The organism is Bacteroidetes Order II. bacterium (assembly GCA_016788705.1).
Lineage (GTDB): Bacteria > Bacteroidota > Rhodothermia > Rhodothermales > UBA2364 > UBA2364.
Map to the genome: position 1 here is coordinate 12,290 of JAEUSQ010000061.1, position 14,456 is coordinate 26,745.

Annotated in this window: 14 protein-coding genes; 5 read left to right on the forward strand and 9 right to left on the reverse strand. The window is 46.8% G+C overall.

Annotated features, from left to right (window positions below; all coding sequences use genetic code 11):
• Positions 1 to 14 precede the first annotated feature (14 nt).
• Positions 15 to 476 carry a methyltransferase domain-containing protein gene (locus JNN12_15960; GenBank protein ID MBL7979832.1) on the forward strand — a complete coding sequence of 154 codons (462 nt, stop codon included), beginning with the start codon at positions 15 to 17 and terminating at the stop codon, positions 474 to 476.
• A gap of 383 nt (positions 477 to 859) precedes the next feature.
• On the opposite strand, the gene JNN12_15965 is transcribed toward JNN12_15960, so the two are convergent.
• On the reverse strand, positions 860 to 1,303 hold the full coding sequence (locus JNN12_15965; GenBank protein MBL7979833.1) for a hypothetical protein: 444 nt from the start codon (positions 1,301 to 1,303) through the stop codon (positions 860 to 862).
• Positions 1,304 to 1,643: 340 nt separating this feature from the next.
• Between JNN12_15965 and JNN12_15970 the strand changes: the two genes are divergently transcribed.
• Positions 1,644 to 2,159 carry a TM2 domain-containing protein gene (locus tag JNN12_15970; GenBank protein MBL7979834.1) on the forward strand — a complete coding sequence of 172 codons (516 nt, stop codon included), beginning with the start codon at positions 1,644 to 1,646 and terminating at the stop codon, positions 2,157 to 2,159.
• A gap of 12 nt (positions 2,160 to 2,171) precedes the next feature.
• Positions 2,172 to 2,738: a DinB family protein gene (locus JNN12_15975; protein ID MBL7979835.1), complete on the forward strand. Its 567-nt coding sequence runs from the start codon at positions 2,172 to 2,174 to the stop codon at positions 2,736 to 2,738.
• Positions 2,739 to 2,808: 70 nt separating this feature from the next.
• Here JNN12_15975 and JNN12_15980 read toward each other — a convergent pair whose 3' ends face one another.
• From JNN12_15980 to JNN12_16015, 8 genes are all read right to left on the reverse strand, one after another.
• Positions 2,809 to 4,605, reverse strand: coding sequence for a family 10 glycosylhydrolase (locus tag JNN12_15980; GenBank protein MBL7979836.1), 1,797 nt, complete (start codon positions 4,603 to 4,605; stop codon positions 2,809 to 2,811).
• A 13-nt stretch (positions 4,606 to 4,618) separates the two neighbouring features.
• Positions 4,619 to 5,050: a hypothetical protein gene (locus tag JNN12_15985; protein MBL7979837.1), complete on the reverse strand. Its 432-nt coding sequence runs from the start codon at positions 5,048 to 5,050 to the stop codon at positions 4,619 to 4,621.
• A 10-nt stretch (positions 5,051 to 5,060) separates the two neighbouring features.
• Positions 5,061 to 6,218 (reverse strand): acyltransferase, encoded by a 1,158-nt coding sequence (locus JNN12_15990; GenBank protein MBL7979838.1) that lies wholly within the window; start codon positions 6,216 to 6,218, stop codon positions 5,061 to 5,063.
• A gap of 10 nt (positions 6,219 to 6,228) precedes the next feature.
• The gene (locus JNN12_15995; protein ID MBL7979839.1) at positions 6,229 to 7,020 is read right to left on the reverse strand and encodes a hypothetical protein; all 792 of its coding nucleotides are present in this window, start codon (positions 7,018 to 7,020) and stop codon (positions 6,229 to 6,231) included.
• A gap of 93 nt (positions 7,021 to 7,113) precedes the next feature.
• The gene (locus JNN12_16000) at positions 7,114 to 8,985 is read right to left on the reverse strand and encodes a hypothetical protein (protein MBL7979840.1); all 1,872 of its coding nucleotides are present in this window, start codon (positions 8,983 to 8,985) and stop codon (positions 7,114 to 7,116) included.
• 428 nt (positions 8,986 to 9,413) lie between these two features.
• Entirely contained in the window at positions 9,414 to 10,229 is an 816-nt protein-coding gene (locus JNN12_16005) for a CPBP family intramembrane metalloprotease (protein MBL7979841.1), read from the reverse strand.
• 358 nt (positions 10,230 to 10,587) lie between these two features.
• Positions 10,588 to 12,057, reverse strand: coding sequence for a S8 family serine peptidase (locus JNN12_16010; GenBank protein MBL7979842.1), 1,470 nt, complete (start codon positions 12,055 to 12,057; stop codon positions 10,588 to 10,590).
• 35 nt (positions 12,058 to 12,092) lie between these two features.
• Positions 12,093 to 12,308 (reverse strand): hypothetical protein, encoded by a 216-nt coding sequence (locus JNN12_16015; protein MBL7979843.1) that lies wholly within the window; start codon positions 12,306 to 12,308, stop codon positions 12,093 to 12,095.
• A gap of 116 nt (positions 12,309 to 12,424) precedes the next feature.
• Between JNN12_16015 and JNN12_16020 the strand changes: the two genes are divergently transcribed.
• Both JNN12_16020 and JNN12_16025 read left to right on the forward strand, forming a co-directional pair.
• Positions 12,425 to 13,486: a hypothetical protein gene (locus JNN12_16020; GenBank protein MBL7979844.1), complete on the forward strand. Its 1,062-nt coding sequence runs from the start codon at positions 12,425 to 12,427 to the stop codon at positions 13,484 to 13,486.
• Between the two features lie 85 nt (positions 13,487 to 13,571).
• Complete coding sequence (locus tag JNN12_16025; GenBank protein ID MBL7979845.1) at positions 13,572 to 14,339, forward strand: GntR family transcriptional regulator; 768 nt, start codon at positions 13,572 to 13,574, stop codon at positions 14,337 to 14,339.
• Positions 14,340 to 14,456 lie beyond the last annotated feature (117 nt).

Sequence of the window (14,456 nt, forward strand, 5' to 3'; positions counted from 1 at the left end):
TGAACCAATACAAGATGAAAAAGAAAATTGGCTTTCTGACCTTAATCTGGGTTGGGTTCGTTAGCCAGTCACTCATTTGGGCGCAAGAACATGGATCTCACAAACCAAAAGATGCGCCTCATACTAATTCGGCCAATGAGCACATGCACCATTCCTCTGTTCAGGAATGGGCACAAAGTTTTGAGTCTCCGGAAAGAGATGCCTATCAACAACCCGAAAAAGTAATGCGATATCTGGGCAATATCAGGGGTAAAACCATTATGGATATTGGCGCGGGAAGTGGGTATTTTTCCGTAAAATTGGCTGCAAAAGGAGCAAAGGTAATTGCGGCGGAAGTAAGCGAGGAATTTCAAAGCCTACTGAATACCCGGATAGAGAAGGAAAAACTAAAAAATATTGCGTTAAGAAAAATCCGTTTCGATGATTCTGGACTTCGCGCACAAGAAGCAGATATGGTGCTGATCGTGAATACCTAATCACCACATCGAGAACCGTCCTGAATATTTTGTCAAAGTAAAAAAAGGGACGAAGCCGAATGGGTGACTTGGTGATCATAGACTTTTTTAAGGCAGAAGTACTCGTTGGCCCGCCTGTGCAGCACAAGGTTTCCATAGATGAAGCCGTCGTCGAGTTGAAAAAAAGGATGTCTTCATTATCTGTACTGAAATCAACCAGACAATGCCCCTAAGTCTCTGGCTTATAGGGTGTTTTACTGCTTTTCGGATGGACAAAAATACTTGACTGTTGCAAACTCTGGTTGGTCTTTGCGCAACGGGAAAATCCTTGAGACAAATAAAATATAGCCACTTCAATCTTAAGTTGGAATGTCCGTATGATTTTGTGGACTTGGCTGGTGGGTTTAACGACCAAAACGAATACGGATTCCGCCAGATGTTTCAAGTCCTCGTCCTGAAGTTGCCACACCAATATCCCAGTTTCCATAGAGACGCTTGAGTAAGGCTGCTTCCGACTGAAGTAATTTGCCCCAACTCCACTCCAGTCCTGCACCTACACCAACCCCGCTGTCATCCCCGATAAAGGCTTTCGCATACACATAAGAGTCTGACCGTTTGTGGTTCCCCAGACGATACCAGCCAGCAGCGGTGACATCGGTTCCCCACCAACCCGAACCGAGAGTGGCATGGACCGATACGTTGCGGTTGATGTCGTAGATGGCCGAAAGGCCGTAAGAGTCTAAGCCAATACCTAATTTTTTTCCATCAGCTACGGGGGCACCATCACTACCACGTTGGGCGATAGCAAAGGTAGGGAGAAGGAAGAGTAATAGGAGTAACTTTTTCATAAAGCGTAGAATTTTAGGTGATAAAACAAATCTAACCATAAACTTGATCGGGTGCAAGGTAATTATTTCCTTTGAGGAAAATTTGTTCTTTGATGGTCACTCATATCTTTGATAGCAGGTGTCATGTTTATACCCGTCTTTCTGTAGGGTTGTTGTTTGGTGAATCACACCCATTTCTGCAGGTCGGCTCCTCAAAATTGGGGTATGGTTCGCGTAGGGTGAGGTTTGTAAGAATCCTAGGGTTTGGGTGTACGTTTTCTATTCTGTTCTGCATCTTGTTTGCTGTATCTTGCGTATTGCGCTTCGAAGTTTACCCCTCACGATAAAACATGACTAAATCATGGAAGTAAAAAAAGACCCCACACTGGCGGCATTGCTCTCCTTTATTTTTCCTGGAGCCGGACATATCTATGTTGGGCGTGTTGGATTTGGCCTGATGTGGTTTTTTCTGACGGTACTGGGGGGGGTGCTTATTTTACCAGGACTTATGATGTGGATTGCAGGGATTTTTATGGCACGCACGGATGCTAAGCGGCTCAATAACCGCATTGCCAAACGCGAGCAAGCGGCATTGGAGACACAAATTGCACAGGCTCTCCCACCCAGAAATACCCGGAAAATGTCGCCGGATGCCTTTGCAGACCGCTTCCGGAAATTGTACCATCTTTGGACAAATGAGATGATCAGCGAAGCAGAATACCACGCCGAAAAACAAAAAGTGATCAATGACCTAAACGATGCGATCATAGACGATCCACACGATCTCTTGGCGTCGTTCATCCAATTGAAACAAGAGAACATGGTTTCTCAGAGCGATATAGCGGCCATTAAGCAGGCCCTCACCGCTTCACGCTAATCCCACGACGCCATGTCCGATTCTTCCTTTACCTTAGATAACCATATTGCCCTCTGTAACGAAGTGACGTTTGAGGCCAAGCGACTTTTTGGCCATCTAACCCCCACCCAACTCAACTGGCGGCCAACGCCAGATAAATGGAGTGTAGCACAGTGTTTGGAACACCTGATCCAAGGTAATCGTTTGTATTTCCCCTTGTTTGCTGCACTCGAAAATGGTACTTACAAGCCCTCTTGGTGGGCCAAAATCAATCCCATGAGCATGTGGCTGGGAAATTTTATGGTGGACGCTTTGGGCCCAGACCTGAAGCGGAAGATGAAAACACCGATACAAGCAACCACACCGCCCAGCAAGGTATCGGGTGATATTGTGGCCCGCTTCGAGGTACATCAACAAGAATTTGTAGCGGCATTGGCTGGCCTAAAACATGCGGATACCCATGTGGTGGTAACCTCTCCATTGCTTGCCATCATAACCTATCCATTGTCGTCCTGTGTGGCACTTTTGGTCCGTCACGAGCAACGCCATTTACTTCAGGCCACCCGCGTTTCCGAGTTTGCAGGATTCCCAGGAGCATAAAAACCCCGATCCTTAGTAAAAGAATCGGGGAGAATAACAGGTTAATGATCCGTGAGTTCAAGTTTCAAAATCAACGATTGCGGACCACTTTTTTTATTTCGCGGTGGCCCTCGGCTTCTGTCACCAATAGATAAACACCATTGGACAAATGTCCGGCTTCCCATCCCACGTTTTGGGTTCCCGCATCCATCACCGTATCAGCGATCACGGCCACCGTTTGGCCTAAGGTATTTACCAAGGTAATGCGCACCCGGCTTGCGCGGTCTAAGGTAAGTGAAAGAGAAACTTCGTTGCTAAACGGGTTCGGATAGACGTCACTCATCCGAAAAGTAGTGGGCACTTCATGAGTATTAGAGACCGCCTTGCCCTCGATTGCGGCAATCATGGTTTTTTGGGTGCTTTCCACCGAATTGCCACCGATAGCCGTCACAAAGTACCAATAAGGGGTAGCGGATTTAGTGGGCTTGTCGCGAAACGTAAGTGAAGGCGTAACCATAAGGAGATTTTTTGGATCGGAGATAACGGTTTGCATATCCGGTTCCGCCGCCGATTGAGCGCGATATATGGCAAAACGATACACGTCTTGTTGTCCAGCAACAGGCGTAGGTTTTGCCCAAAACAGTTGAATGGTCTCGTTGTCCCAAAAATAGGTTAGGTTTACCGGAGCAGGCGGTATTACCTTTGCCTTAAAGTCCATTACAGGTGTAAGTGCAGGTAATTTATTGATTTTGAGACGGAGCGAATCCGCTAACCCTTGTGTAGGGCGCGTTCCGTCTATGTTGTTCGCACGGAACAAGAGGCTACCGGGGATGCCATTGGCACGGTTAAACCGTAATTGACGGGGTACTTCGTTGGCCTTATAAACCGTTCCCGAACCAGCAGTCCCAGAATCGGCCCGATAAGCGCCTAAGCCCGGATAGAGGTGAACCCCGTTCATCACACTTTTCCACCAAGGGGCCAGTTTGGCATAATCTTGGCCACCACCAAACGCCCAATACAATTGTGGGGACAAATAATCTATCCATTTCAGTTCCATCCACGTTACGGCATCTGCAAAGATGGTGCTATAGGCCGAAAGGCCAGTAATCCCCGACGGCACACCACTTTTCCAGATGCCAAATGGACTTACCCCATATTTTACCCAAGGCTTGGCTACCCGTACCTGCTCACCCAGTTTTTTTACGAACTCATTGATGTTGTAGCGCCGCCACTCGTCTATGGCTCGAAATCCGGAACCATAAGTAGTGAATGTATTTAAATCCTCGTTGTTCATTCCACTATAGGGATAAAAATAGTCATCGTAGTGGATGCCATCCACATCGTAACGATTGACAATATCCATTGCCACCTGAATGATATAATTGCGGGCATCCGGTATGCCGGGATCCAGAATGGTGACATTCCCCACTTTTAGCATCCATTCAGGTTTTGTGACCGAGATGTGGTTCGCCGCCTTCGCATAGGTTCCGGCGTTGTCCCGAATAACACGGTACGGATTGAACCAAGCGTGGAGTTCCATACCACGTTTGTGGGCCTCGGTGATGGCAAACTCCAACGGATCCCACTCTGGCGAGGGGGCTTTGCCTTGTTGTCCGGTGAGGTAGATGGACCACGGTTCTAATTCCGATTTATACATGGCATCCGACTCTGACCGGACTTGAAAAAACACCGCATTCACCCCGGCAGCTTTCAGGTTATCGAACATGGTTCGGAGTGCCGCCTGTTGGTTTGCTGGCGAGGCTCCAGCGGTAGGCCAATCCAAACCCAATACGGTGGCCACCCAAGCACCCCGCATTTCGTACTTCAGACTGGCTTGCGAGTAGGTTGTGAGGGGAAGGAAGAAAAGCAGTAACAACAGTTTTTTCATTGTCGTAATAGATTTAAGAAGGATGAGGGGACAATCGTGTTTGAATTTGTGCCACATGCGAACGGAAGTTCTTTCGGTGGTTTTCGTTGATCAAGCGTTCTGGCTGTACTTGGTCAAAAAAGTTTTTAGCCGCCATCAGGGCATTTATTCGGGCTTCCATAAGCCCTTTCAGCCAATAATAATAACTTTGGTTCACCACATCCAAACGTTCTGGTGAAAGGGTTTTGAGCATGGCGTCCGTTCGTTCAAAATTTCCACGCTGAAAGTACCAAAAAGCCAGCCATACACTTCCGTGTCGTAGGTACGCCCAAAGGAGCAGCGCCATGGTCAATAAAAAAAGGCCTGTTTTGTCCCATTCCCCTTTGTATGCAAAATATGCAGCCAATGCAAAAGAAAGGCTGAACATCAGGTAACGGGTTCCGGCAGATTGAGCAGTTCGGGCCATGATGGGCAATTTATTGTTGGATTGTTTGGGTTGCGTCGTATCGGTACGGAAAATGTTTTTTCAGCCGTTGCAGAGGCCATTCCAGCAAGTGCCAACTTAGGAGGGCAAGGGCGATGGTAACTAGTGTGACAATCACCACATATGCCAGCACACCCGCCCAACCACTGCCCAAAAGTGGCACCAAGAAGCCGTTATATAGTTTGAGCCAAAAAATGGGCTTTAGCAAGTGATGGTAAATATAGAGTGCATAGCTGTATTTACCAAAAAACACGAGTGGGCGAGACCGAAGAAATGTCTTCCAAGGCTGTGCGCCTTTTTCCTGAATGGCCAAAACCAACAGCGAACAAAAGAAAATCATGGCAAACACATCTTCATAATGCCGCCCATTAATCCAGTACGTACGAACGGCAATATATAGGGTGCCGCCCACCCAAAACACAACCCAACGGTATTTGCGGACCTCTTCCCAGACAGTTGGCTCACGCAACGCAATTGCAATCCAAGAACCAATAGCCAGTGTATTGAGCCGTGCAAAAGTGAATAAATACGCCATCAACGAATAATCCCCTTCGGTTTTCAGGAAATACAGGCGTAGGGCAACTGCCATTGCGGCTAAGGCTAAACAGGCGGTTTTGAGGTGTTTCTGCGGAAAGACAAAAACCACCAACGGCCACAAAAGATAAAATTGCTCCTCGATCGAAAGCGACCAAAGGTGACCCAAGTTCAGCCAATAAGGCGAAAGCAGCCAATCCCCTTTTACAATGGTTCCAAAATTAGAGACATACAACCAGTACCAGAGGGGCGAGTTGGGGCCAGAGAAGTCTAAGTTGTTTTGGGGTGTCAAGAACGGGGCTGTACCATATGCTACAGCCAGTACAAAATAATAGAGTGGAAAGATGCGGAGTGTTCTGCGGGCATAAAACGCAGAAAAATAGTTCTGACTACCTTTCGTATCCAATAAAATACCCGTAATCAGAAAACCGGATAACATGAAAAACATGTCCACACCGATGTATCCGCTGTTCAGAAGCCGCAAAAAAGCCGAGTCGCCCTTGAGCAATCCGCCCATGTCGGTAAAATGATCGAACATGACCAGCAATACAGCAAGGCCCCGAAAGCCATCTAAGGCTGGGATGTGACGATGGGGCTGCGGGGATGCGATGTTCATGCCATTGGAGCTATAGGTTTAGCAACTGCCGGATACGTCGCCAATCCGTGGAAGGAAGCGGAGGTTCATGGTATTCGCTTGTTTGACGAATCTGTAGTAGCCAATTTTCCTTGTGCGCGTCGAGTTGGGCCATATAGGGTACAACATCAACCATATCCGGCCACAAAACAACGACTTGATGCAGACGGTTCAAAACGGTTTGATAGACTTCCTTGATCAGTTGTCGGACTTCTTCCATAAAGGCAAGAAAAGAAAGGGTATAAACCCCACCGATGGTATGCCAGACCGGAAAAATATCGTCTTCCTCTTGGATCGCTTCGGCCAACCATGTGATTTTGAGGTCGTCTTGATACCGGAAAAAATAGACAGAAGGACTGTCTTCGATGTCGTCCGGGCTAAAGGTACGTGCCACTAGCCAATCCGTTGCAGGGGCATACACTTCGTCCAAAAAACCAGGCCCTTGCCCCATGTCGTCCGACAATTGTTCCACCATCCAGTTATCTATCTGGTCTAAGAACGCGGACAAAGGTTCCGGCTGATGGATATGCCGGTGCAAAAATGATGGAATCGGCTCGGCGATTTTAGGCAATATTTCTGTTAGTTCATCCAGAAAATGTAGGCTATTGATCTTGGCCCACATGGATTCCAAAACGTTGCGCGTCATAAAATGCGCATCGGAATACCGAAAAATGGTCTCGTGGCCTTTGCGCATCCCAATATAACATGAAAAGACAGCTACCTCGAAGGATTCGGGGGCATACGAAGTTGGCAAAGCGGGCCACTCAACTTGAAACAGGTTCATGTACTAACGGGGGGCGGGATGAAAAATGGGGTACGAAATCCGCACCCCAAAACTACAACAAAAGATCGTGGCATTTTGGCGAAATGTCTGCGTTTAACGTTTACGTTCAAATCGGTTTCCTACGGGGATACGTGGAAAATCGCTGACGGGTGGTGTTATGGGCGAGGTGTCATTCAAAGATTCAATAAAACTGCGTAATGCGACCAGCTCTGCTCTGGTCAGATTCAAGGGTTCAGGCGGTAGGGTTTGGTTGGGCAGCAAAATTCCGATGCCTGCACCGCCGCCTCGGTTGTAAAAATCCAAAACCTCATCCAGCGTGTTATAAACCCCATTGTGCATGTACGGTGCGGTAAGGGCAGCATTGCGCACCGTGGTGGTTTTGAACGCATGGCGATGAACGTCCATCTGTAGTAGTGCAAATTTACCTATATCGGGACTTACCTTCGCGCCCGATGTAACGGGCTTGGACGGTACGCCCAAGACCTCAGACTCTGCCTCGACGTATGCCGGAGGTACGGTTCCATTATAGAGTGGGGCAAAATGACATGTACCGCATTTGGCCTTACCCATAAACAGGTTAAATCCTTGGATGACTTGTGGAGAAACCGTAACATGCTCGCCGCGCAAATAACGGTCTATGGGACTGTTAAGGCTGGTCTGGGTGCGCATATAGGAAGCAATGGCCCGTACTGCCATTCGCCCCATCTTCGCATCGGTGAGATCTTGAAGCGGGAACGCCTTTTCGAAAAGCGCCACATATTCGGGGATCGTCCTGAGTTTCTGCCCTACAGCCTCGGGGGTGGTATGTAATTCTTTTGGATTCCGAAGAACTTTTTCCACACGGTCTTCCAAAGTAAAGGCGGTCAGGTCGTAGGCGGTAGAGCGAGATAGCCCGGCATTTAGGATTGTAGGCGTGTTACGCATGCCATCTTGTATGCCATCGGTGGAAGTCGCAAGCGGTAGTCCATCGGTAAAAGCGCGGTTGTTTAAGTGGCAAGAGGCGCAACTGCGCCCGCCATCCCCAGCCAAAAAGGGATCATAGAACAAAATCTTGCCTAAGTGCGCTTCTAATGGTGTTGGTTTTTGTGCATCAGTTGGCGCAAAAGCAGCCAAGTCAAAGGCTTTTTCAGAAAAAACAGTGGTAAAATCTGGCTTGAGCGGTGCCCGATAGGTGGAAAGGGGGATATGGAGTTGCTGCTGGGCAACCAAAAGCGCATGGCTTAACGGGGTGAGGTGTTCGCGAATAAATGTTGCACGGTCAAATTCGCCAAAGTCCGGTGGACTTTTTTTTATAAAATCAATGGCCGCCTCTAAGGCATTGGCTGCCAACTTCAAATCAGCATCGCTCATATAAGACCTTAAAGCCTCTTTCATCCGCGCCAAACTAGCCACTGATTCCGGGAGCGAATAAAAGGCTACGGGCGAATCGAAACCCGAAATGCCGAGCGATAAAATGCGCACTACTTGTAGTCGCATAGCCTCGAAGACCTGACGGTCTTTTAATTCGCTCACCCGTAAGTTGGCCTCCAATTGGTCGGTGAGTTGGCGCAAATAGGCCACTTCGTTAGATAAAGCCACAACGTCTTCTGGCGCATACGCTGGAAAAAGCTGCTCTTCCACCACCTGAAACCCGTTAGGGTTGGTTGTGGTGATTTCTTCCGCCTCTACTTCCACTTTTTGGAGTGCAGGTCCGTTCATGCGCTTGGCCACACGTGGAATCAAATACTCGGCCAAATACTCCACCGCTTTATAATGCAGCCGTGCCGACTTAAATGCCGATTGAATCTTCGCGGTATCGGCATTCGTTGCCGTAATCAAACGATATAATTCCGAAAGGTCGGATTTTAGCAAGCCGACATCGGCCAAAGCCCGCTGCTTGACTTCCCGCGCCCGTAGGGTTTCGTCTTTCGGCGTACTGCAACTGGCCACCAACAGCAACAGCACTATGGAGAACAGGTATTTCATCGCAATTTGGATTGAGTCTAAATTGTATCTAATATACAACGCCCCCACCTTGGCTTCTGTAAGGAAAATGTGTACGACGTCAAAAGGTTCTGATCTATAAACCAAACAAGTTATCCCTGAGGTGCCGACCTGAATGAGTGGTGTGCAGAAAAGCTCGGTGGAATTTTTTTAATTTAGTGCCTTAGCGCCTATTAAGACATACTTGTGGGTATAAGCCGCTAAAGCTCGGATGAAGATTTCTTGATTATCCGATCTGACCGAAGGTATGAGGCATTGAGCTGTAGGTCTAAGAGGTTGAGTCCACACAACGGCCTGATTAAGCCAAGCAAGTTAGCGAACTGGCTATGGATAGGGTGCTTTGAAATTTCCGAAGGGCAATAACACGTTGAACATGTAAAATCATCATCAAATTTAACACAAAACTCATCTTAAAGACTGATGTTTTTTTCTCGTTCGTTTAGCGCTAAATTTTGGGGTTTAAAGACAAGGACGGTCAATATACCCCAAACCGTTATTAATAAACCTATGTAATAATTCAAGACGTTTTTATCCGCAAGGTCTGCTGTAAATACGATGTCTATGGTGGAGTGAAAAACAGCACAAATTAAAATACTTGCTCTGGATGAGTTGTAAAGCCAAGTTAATAATATACTTCCGGTTAGCAGGCTAAATATCCAACCAAATGCTCCTGCAAAGTCCATTGAAGTATAACCTGGTCGGTAAAAGAAAAGCGGCAAATGCCACATAGCCCAAAATAAGGTCAAGATAATACTTGCAGTTAATGCGTTAAATTTATACTGGAACCTTGGCAATGCAAAACCGCGCCAACCCACTTCTTCCCCAAATCCGAAGAATATTAAGTTGTAAATAAAAAACGTCAATAAGTTGAGCTGAGGGAACTCTTTTGAAACTAAAAATCCCGATAAATTGATTGGTGATTTATAAACGAAGTAATTTATGATTGTCGCTATATAGGCGAGTAGGAACGGGCTTAATAACGCAATTGTCAGATAAATCAGCGGTCTTACTTGTAAACATTGTTGAAATAAACGTTTTACTCCTTGGTTTCTTTCGTATATCCATGTCGTTAAGAATGATGCAATTAAGGGCCCAAGTCCACCAAGTCCGTGATGATAAGGTAAAGTAGGTAAATTGGTCAGCCCCAAAGTATGTCCATACAACGGAAGCCAAATTGCCCAACTAATTAAATACGCAAGCCCGAAATATGTTATCAGTGGTTTCATTTTTTTGAATGCTTAGAGTCAATAATCCCAATAATATTTCGGTATGGGATATGCTCGCCCAAGTGCTCCCATTCACGTGCCCATATTTCATTTTTCAGGCCAGTCATGTGTGTGATCGTATTTCTGAATGCACCGTCGCCACTTATCGGCGCTACATATACAATGATAATGTTTCCCCCATTTTTTCGAATTCAATTGTATCTTTAAAAGCTTGTATCATCTTAAAACATGCCCTATAGGGCCTCACATTGCCAAGACATAGGCTACCATCATAGAGACCTATATAAAATTGAAAGAGAGGCATAATCCACCGCATTGATTGTATCATACCTCTCTGCAAACAAAGATCAATGAATATTTAGGGCAATACCACTCGAATTGCAGCTTCGGCATTAATTACACGGCCCACTTTTCCTGTATCAGGGACATTTTGCCCCGTACGAAATAGTATTTGATACAACTCATCCGGTTTAAGTTCTGGCCGGAAAGAACGCAGGACGCCCGCCAAGCCTGCCACCAAAGGTGTTGCCATAGAGGTTCCAGAGTGGGCCATATACATACCGCCCGGCTTCGTAGAGAGAATATCTACACCCGGCGCGGCAATGGGGCGTTTTAGCCCATGGTTTGTGTTCGAAAAGCCTGCTTTTTTCTTTTCTGCATCTACCGCAGACACCGTAATAACACCATTGATATTGGCTGGACTGTGGTTTTTTGCCGAGTCATTGGAGTTTCCTGCAGCGGCAATCACCACTACTTGGCGTTTAAGGGCAAACTGCACGGCATCCCGAATTACCTTTGGCGCAGAAGGCGAATAACCTCCTAGCGACATGGAAAGGATGTCTGCCCCCTCTTCAACTGCGCTGATCATCGCTTGGGCAATAGATTCATTGGTGCCTGCACCGCCGCCATTCAAGGCATGGTACCCACGGATTTCGATGAATCGCCCTTCCCAGTTGAGTGAGGCGATGCCAACACCATTGTTTGTTGTGGCCCCTGCTATTCCAGCACAGTGTGTGCCGTGTCCATGCAAATCTTTATCCCCCGGAGATTTGGTAAAGACGCTTTTCAGGTCTTCGTGGCCACTATCCACGCCCGTATCTAAAATAGCAACAATGGCTTTACGCTTGGGTTGGGCAGATTTAAGCAGGACGAAGGCTTCGTTTGCATAGATCGCTTTAAGTGCCCATTGTTCCCCCGCTTTGGGGTCATTAGACTGAATACCACCATTGGGCATGGCTTCTAATGGTGTTTCAGGCTCCAACGATACCACATTGTTCCACTCGGCGCTGTCCACATTTTCTGGATCGGACCGCAACCCGGACAATACCTTGTCCATCACGGAAGCCGTTCCAGTTAGGAGGTAGTACTGTGCCAAATTCTCATCTTCATCTAAAGAAACCTCCGGAAATGCACGTTCATAAGAAACACCATAACGTACCAAAAGCGGCATGATTTCGGTAATACGGTCATCCGGCCCCAGTTCCACCAATATTTGCTCCGTATTTTGAAAAAGATACCAGACTCCGTAGCCCGTCCCCGCCATACCTAAAAGGGCCAAGCCACCTAATACAAAAGAACGACTGGTCGCCTTGCGCCAAACCAACATTGCACCACCTGCCAACAAACCCAAACCAAGGTCTTTCAATAATGCAGGAACGGCCAGCATAAGGGCAACATCCCCAAATAAGTGCTTCGCTGTCACAAAAATCAGCAATATCCCAGCAGACAATATCAAGAGTGGATTTTTTCCGGTTGCTTTACTGCCTTCCCAAGCAATGCCCAAGCCTGCAATAATGGCCAGCAACGAGGTTTGATCGGTTAAGTTCATATAGCTATCTGAAAGATTGAGGGCTACTAAAAAAATTAGATACGACGGATCATGAGTAGAATTATGGGCTGTCCCCACATGACGAACGTGACCACATTGGTAGGTTCAATTTCTGCTTCAACACGTAAGCCATTGGTTTGCAAATTTGCTGGAATTCCCTCTACTGGATAGTATTTTTGGTCGTTATCGCCGATAATGCCCCAAAATCCGCCTTCAAAGTCTTGATACGAAATGGTTCCGGTGATGTTCATGGTGGTATTTGGTTAAAAGTTGAGGTTTTTTTTGGGGTAACGTCACTTCTTTACGTTTGAAGTTTAAATTGGTTTCGGATTGCACGCCAGTATGTCTCACCTCGCTATCCTGCTTCATGAAAAAAAACCTGATTAGCAAGAAAAAAGCGGTTTATCCGATCCAGAAGAATTTTCATGACTATCTGGTTAAATACGGACGCATTTTCCGCGAAGGTATTCGGTATGATGACCTCTTACGTTTCGATAACTCGATTGCCCAATGCGATGAAACGGGCAAAGATACCTTATGGTCCACGGTGTATTATGCGCCAAATGAAATGACTGAAATATATGATAGCCTTCGTATAACATATGCTATCTTGTATGGCCACCGCGACCGAAATATTATTGAGCACTTAGACATTGACCGCGTGGACTTATGCCTATACGGAAACACCATGCCTTTCCGAATTCGCGTGATCAATCGGATGAATGACAATATAGACTATTATTACGTAAAACGCACAGATGCCAACCGGATTTATGGACTTGAACTGGAACATATCTTGTCGCCGAATCGGCTAAATTATTTTATTCATGGCACAACGGTGATTGAAGAGCATATTATTGGGATTCCGGCAGATGCCTTTATGCGTGAGAACATCCCACCCAGCCGCTTCGACCAAGTGAGGCTGGCAAAAGAGTTTGTCAAGTTTAATGAACGCTGCTTTGTGCGGTTATTGGGGGATATGCACTCCGGTAATTTTGTTGTGGATATGACCAAAGACTTTGAAAAATGGCACTATCGGATGCGGGCCATAGACTTTGACCAGCAATCGTATCATTGGAAGAAAAATGTTTACCTACCACAGTTCTACACCCAGAATCTACCTTTAGTTAAATTAGGATTAGACTTATTGGATACCAAATCGGCGCTTCAGTATCAACGCGAAGAGCGGGCACTCATTAGCCAGCGTATGACCGTTTCGCGAACAAGGCTGGAATATTTATTAGATGTAATGACCTTAGATGTGATTTCTCATCCAGAAAATGTTGCGCTGCTGGGGGAGCAATTGGGCAAGCATTACGGCAGCGATGTTTTCCGGCGTTGTACCCGTATGGGCGAGTTATTGAGGTGTTCATTAGACCAGATCCGGCAAAATGCTCCGACCAATCCGGCCGACTGGCTTTTCACATGATTAAAGCATTGGGAACCCTTTTTTAATACAAACGTTCGTACTTGTAATAACAAGCATTTTTAATCTTACCCCCTCCACACAACAGATGGAAGTTCTCCCTCAGGCACGGCACGAACAAGTGGCGGATTGGCTCCGCAACCAGATCAGCCTCGGATCATTTGCGGCCAATGCCCAATTACCTTCGGAAAGTGAAATATGCAAAAGGTTTGATGTAAGCCGTGTTACGGTTCGTCATGCCCTACGCACCTTGGAAAACGAATCCCTTATTTACCGCCGCCAAGGGGTTGGTTCGTTTGTCAAGCCGCATCCAGTTAGACAACCACTGATGCGTGTCACCGATTTTGCCGAGGACATGGCAGCCGCTGGTATGCGGGCTTCGAGCCGCGTGCTTCACTTTGGACGCGAAAAGCCTCCTGCCGAAATCAGCCAGACCCTTCAGCAAGACATCGCCAATGACCTTGTTCGGCTGGATCGCATACGGCTGGGTGATAACCGTCCAATCGCTTTTGATACCACTTGGCTACCCCTCATGTATGGCCAATTTTTGGATCAAAAAACCCTCGAAACCCGAACACTTTTTCAGATATTAGAAGAGCAATATGGAATAGAAGTGGTTTCGGGCCGTTACCAGATCGAAGCGATTTTTACCCCGCCTGCTGTGGCCCGCCACCTCAATATCCCAGAAAGCCATCCGGTGCTTTACATTCGTCGAACCGTTTTCACACATGGTGAAAAACCTGTTTATGTACAAGATCGCTTCTACAACAACCAAGAGGTGGCCTACTGTATGCTGTTAGAGCGGGTACAAAGCGGCCTTGCCGTGCAGGAGTTTCAGCCCTTGTTTAAGCAGTAGTACTACTTTGTCATTCCTTCACAAAAAAAGTTTGACTTTACGAATCTGTTATTGTATCTTGTTATTACAAGTTGTTACAATTGATGTCAAGTATATCAGCCATCATCTGCTACAGCC

Bases quoted from the DNA above. Each gene is read 5' to 3' on its own strand.
- JNN12_15960 (MBL7979832.1), top strand. From the start codon at position 15: ATGAAAAAGAAAATTGGCTTTCTGACCTTAATCTGGGTTGGGTTCGTT.
- JNN12_16015 (MBL7979843.1), bottom strand. From the start codon at position 12,308: ATGAACATCACCGGAACCATTTCGTATCAAGACTTTGAAGGCGGATTT.
- JNN12_16020 (MBL7979844.1), top strand. From the start codon at position 12,425: ATGAAAAAAAACCTGATTAGCAAGAAAAAAGCGGTTTATCCGATCCAG.
- JNN12_15995 (MBL7979839.1), bottom strand. From the start codon at position 7,020: ATGAACCTGTTTCAAGTTGAGTGGCCCGCTTTGCCAACTTCGTATGCC.
- JNN12_16010 (MBL7979842.1), bottom strand. From the start codon at position 12,057: ATGAACTTAACCGATCAAACCTCGTTGCTGGCCATTATTGCAGGCTTG.
- JNN12_16005 (MBL7979841.1), bottom strand. From the start codon at position 10,229: ATGAAACCACTGATAACATATTTCGGGCTTGCGTATTTAATTAGTTGG.
- JNN12_15990 (MBL7979838.1), bottom strand. From the start codon at position 6,218: ATGAACATCGCATCCCCGCAGCCCCATCGTCACATCCCAGCCTTAGAT.
- JNN12_16025 (MBL7979845.1), top strand. From the start codon at position 13,572: ATGGAAGTTCTCCCTCAGGCACGGCACGAACAAGTGGCGGATTGGCTC.
- JNN12_16000 (MBL7979840.1), bottom strand. From the start codon at position 8,985: ATGAAATACCTGTTCTCCATAGTGCTGTTGCTGTTGGTGGCCAGTTGC.
- JNN12_15975 (MBL7979835.1), top strand. From the start codon at position 2,172: ATGTCCGATTCTTCCTTTACCTTAGATAACCATATTGCCCTCTGTAAC.
- JNN12_15980 (MBL7979836.1), bottom strand. From the start codon at position 4,605: ATGAAAAAACTGTTGTTACTGCTTTTCTTCCTTCCCCTCACAACCTAC.
- JNN12_15970 (MBL7979834.1), top strand. From the start codon at position 1,644: ATGGAAGTAAAAAAAGACCCCACACTGGCGGCATTGCTCTCCTTTATT.
- JNN12_15985 (MBL7979837.1), bottom strand. From the start codon at position 5,050: ATGGCCCGAACTGCTCAATCTGCCGGAACCCGTTACCTGATGTTCAGC.
- JNN12_15965 (MBL7979833.1), bottom strand. From the start codon at position 1,303: ATGAAAAAGTTACTCCTATTACTCTTCCTTCTCCCTACCTTTGCTATC.